This is a genomic window from Shewanella sp. 11B5 (assembly GCF_002836795.1).
GTDB classification, from domain to species: Bacteria; Pseudomonadota; Gammaproteobacteria; order Enterobacterales; family Shewanellaceae; genus Shewanella; species Shewanella frigidimarina.
Genome location: NZ_PJAP01000607.1, coordinates 1 through 3,891, shown reverse-complemented (window position 1 = coordinate 3,891; position 3,891 = coordinate 1). Strand labels below are relative to the sequence as shown.

Genomic DNA, 3,891 nt, shown 5'->3' with positions numbered 1-3,891 from the left:
GCCACAATGGCCGATGACGCAACCGAATTACGCACTAAGCTATCTAATATTGATAGCTTACATGCGACATTTTCCCAGCAAGTGACTGACATTAACAGTAAGCCTATTCAAACTGGAAGCGGGGTATTTGCACTTGCGTATCCGAATCAATTTTACTGGCATTTAACTCAGCCAGACGAATCATTAATTGTGGCTGATGGCGCTAATTTATGGATTTATAATCCTTTTGCGGAAGAAGTGACTGTGATGGATGTTGCTCAAGCCGTTGATGCATCACCTATGGCTTTGTTAGTGCATCGAGACGAAGCCACATGGGCTAAGTATTCGGTCACTAAGCGTGCCGTAAGCGGAAAATCAACCTGTTTTGATATTCAACCTAAAAAACTTAACAGCAATGTTGTTGCCGTGAGTGTGTGTTTTGAAGCTAGCCAGTTAGTTAAATTTAACTTAACTGACGAGCAAGGCAATCTAAGTCAATTTGCCTTAACTCAACAACGTAAAGTGAAAGACAACGAAGCAAACATATTTAAGTTTGCCGTGCCTGATAACGTTGATATAGACGATCAACGTTTAAAGCAAGCTAACTAAGACGTTTTATGGCTAATTTAGGTTTTGATTTTGCCCCAGACTTTCGCCCCTTGGCTGCTCGTATGCGTCCAAGGGACATTAGCGAATACATTGGTCAGGCACATTTATTAGGTGAAGGTAAACCTCTGCGTAAGGCACTAGAGGCAAACCGAGCACATTCGATGTTGCTGTGGGGCCCACCCGGTACGGGAAAAACCACATTAGCAGAGTTAATTGCCCATTATGCCAACGCCCATGTTGAACGTATTTCTGCGGTAACATCTGGCGTAAAGGACATTCGTGCCGCTATAGAACAAGCTAAAGCCATTGCCCAAAGTCGCGGACAACGTACCTTGTTATTTGTCGACGAAGTTCATCGTTTTAATAAAAGCCAGCAAGATGCATTTTTACCTTTTATTGAAGACGGCACAGTTATTTTTATCGGTGCCACCACCGAAAACCCCTCATTTGAAATCAATAACGCATTATTGTCGCGTGCACGTGTTTACCTTATTAATCGCCTGAGCTCTGACGAAATTAACTTAATTGTCACTCAAGCTTTAGCCGATGTTGAACGTGGTTTGGGTAAACGCCAATTAATATTACCTGCCGATGTAGCCAAGCAATTGGCCGACATAAGTGATGGTGACGCACGTAAAGCGCTTAATTTGCTTGAGTTAATGAGCGATTTAGTGGCAGATGCTGGCGCGTTTACCACAGAGATGCTGACGCAAGTTGCCGGACACCAAGCTGCGGGTTACGATAAAAATGGCGATCAATTTTACGATTTAATTTCAGCCGTACATAAGTCTGTACGGGGTTCAGCGCCCGATGCCGCTTTGTATTGGTATTGCCGTATTTTAGAAGGTGGCGGCGATGCCTTATATGTTGCCCGCCGTTTATTAGCAATTGCCTCAGAAGACATTGGTAATGCCGACCCAGTAGCGATGACTGTAGCGCTTAATGCCTGGGATTGTTATCACCGCATTGGCCCTGCAGAAGGTGAGCGAGCGATAGCACAAGCCGTATTGTATTTAGCCAGTGCTCCTAAAAGTAATGCCGTTTATAGTGCATTTGGTGCAGCTCGCGAGTTAGCCAAACAAACCGGACACGAGCCTGTGCCTAACCATCTGCGTAATGCGCCAACCAAACTGATGAAAGACATCGGCTTTGGCAAAGAATATCGTTATGCACATAATGAACCTGGTGCTTATGCTGCGGGCGAAAATTACTTTCCAGAATCACTGCAACACAGTCAATTTTATCAACCCACGAACAGAGGTTTTGAAAAACGCATTCAAGATAAATTGGCCCAATTAAACCAACTTGATCAACAAAGCGAGGACAAACGCTATGACTAATGTGTTGTTGGTGGCATTAGGTGGGTCAATTGGTGCAGTTTTACGCTATCTTCTTTCAATTTTTATGATCCAGGTATTTGGAACCAGTTTTCCTTTTGGTACACTGTTAGTCAATTTATTGGGATCGTTTTTAATGGGTGCCGTTTATGCGCTAGGGCAATTGAGTCATATTAGCCCTGAAATTAAAGCGCTTATTGGCATTGGTCTATTAGGCGCATTAACGACGTTTTCGACTTTTTCGAATGAAACCTTACTGCTATTGCAAGAAGGTTTATGGCATAAAGCTATTTTAAATGTGTTGTTGAATGTCACCTTATGTCTCTTTATGGTGTATTTAGGTCAACAGCTTATATTTTCACGTGTTTAACTAAAAAGAACTCACAACATGCTAGATCCAAAATTTTTGCGTAATGAACTGGAAATTACTGCCGAGCGTTTAGCCACTCGTGGCTTTATTCTTGATGTCGATAATTTGACCAAACTTGAAGAAAAGCGTAAATCGCTACAAGTTGCTACAGAAGACTTGCAAGCATCGCGTAACGCAATCTCTAAGTCGATTGGTCAAGCTAAAGCACGCGGTGAAGATACCAGTTCCATTATGGCGCAAGTGGGTGATTTAGGTGCGCAGCTAGATGCAAAGAAAGCTGAGCTTGCTGAGTTGTTGCAACAGATCAATAGCATTGCCATGAGCATGCCAAACTTGCCAGACGAATCTGCTCCTGTAGGCGCAGATGAAAACGACAATGTTGAAGTGCGTCGTTGGGGCACCCCAAAAGTATTCGACTTTGAAGTGAAAGATCATTTAGATTTAGGCGAAGCATTAGGCGGATTGGACTTTAAAAGTGCGGTTAAAATTACCGGTTCACGCTTTATTATCATGCGTGGCCAAATTGCCCGTTTAAATCGTGCCTTAGGTCAGTTTATGTTAGACCTACACACCACTGAACACGGCTATACCGAAGCTTACGTGCCGTTATTGGTTAACGAAGAAAGCTTATTAGGCACAGGCCAATTACCTAAGTTTGGCGAAGATTTATTCCACACTAAACCCGCTACTGAAGAAGGCCAAGGTTTATCACTTATCCCAACTGCTGAAGTGCCATTAACCAACTATGTGCGCGATATGATAGTGGACGAAAGTGAGCTGCCAATGAAAATGACGGCGTTAACGTCATGTTTCCGCAGTGAAGCGGGCTCTTATGGCCGTGATACCCGTGGTTTGATCCGTCAGCATCAATTCGACAAAGTTGAATTAGTGCAAATTGCTCATCCAGATCATTCAATGCAAGCATTGGAAGAAATTACCTCGCATGCTGAAAAAGTATTACAGTTACTTAACTTACCGTACCGCACTATGGTGCTATGTACCGGTGATATGGGCTTTGGCTCAAGTAAAACCTTTGATATAGAAGTGTGGTTACCTGCGCAAAATACCTACCGTGAAATTTCATCATGTTCAAACATGAAAGATTTCCAGGCGCGTAGAATGCAAGCTAGATATCGTAGCAAAGCAGATAACAAACCTGCTTTACTGCACACCTTAAATGGTTCAGGTTTAGCGGTTGGCCGTACGTTAGTAGCCGTAATTGAAAACTATCAAAATCAAGATGGCACCATCACAGTACCTGAAGCTTTACGTCCATACATGGGCGGTTTAAGCCTGATTGGTTAATGTTATTGGCTAATATGATTGGCCAATTGATAGAGTCCTAGTCGCGGTCCATTCTGAGTGTGGCTAGGGTGTTAATTGTCAGTCGTGTATAAGATAGAGCTTTAGACCTTCGTCGTTCTAAAAGACCTGTATGTTGTAGCGCGTTGAGTAACTCCATAATTCGTAAATCGTGTTAACGGCGTTACCGTATCGCAGCAAGCACATATTTACTTCTACGTTGTATTGGAAATTGTGTCACTCAGTTTGAGTTGATCACATATTTATAAGGGGTGGTACAACCAGCAATGGGTT

General features: G+C 43.0%; 4 protein-coding genes. All 4 read left to right on the top strand.

What is annotated here, in order from left to right:
• Positions 1-588: outer membrane lipoprotein periplasmic chaperone LolA (gene lolA, locus CXF78_RS14085; protein ID WP_102037156.1), on the top strand; the 588-nt coding region annotated here is incomplete at its 5' end.
• 8 nt (positions 589-596) lie between these two features.
• On the top strand, positions 597-1,928 hold the full coding sequence (locus CXF78_RS14080; protein WP_102037155.1) for a replication-associated recombination protein A: 1,332 nt from the start codon (positions 597-599) through the stop codon (positions 1,926-1,928).
• The gene (crcB, locus tag CXF78_RS14075) at positions 1,921-2,295 is read left to right on the top strand and encodes a fluoride efflux transporter CrcB (protein ID WP_102037154.1); all 375 of its coding nucleotides are present in this window, start codon (positions 1,921-1,923) and stop codon (positions 2,293-2,295) included. Before CXF78_RS14080 ends, crcB begins: the two co-directional genes overlap by 8 nt.
• 18 nt (positions 2,296-2,313) lie before the next feature.
• Entirely contained in the window at positions 2,314-3,600 is a 1,287-nt protein-coding gene (serS, locus tag CXF78_RS14070; protein ID WP_102037153.1) for a serine--tRNA ligase, read from the top strand.
• Positions 3,601-3,891 lie beyond the last annotated feature (291 nt).

What these genes read in the sequence shown, in the direction of transcription:
- crcB (WP_102037154.1), top strand. Translation starts at nt 1,921, where the DNA reads ATGACTAATGTGTTGTTGGTGGCATTAGGTGGGTCAATTGGTGCAGTT.
- CXF78_RS14080 (WP_102037155.1), top strand. Translation starts at nt 597, where the DNA reads ATGGCTAATTTAGGTTTTGATTTTGCCCCAGACTTTCGCCCCTTGGCT.
- serS (WP_102037153.1), top strand. Translation starts at nt 2,314, where the DNA reads ATGCTAGATCCAAAATTTTTGCGTAATGAACTGGAAATTACTGCCGAG.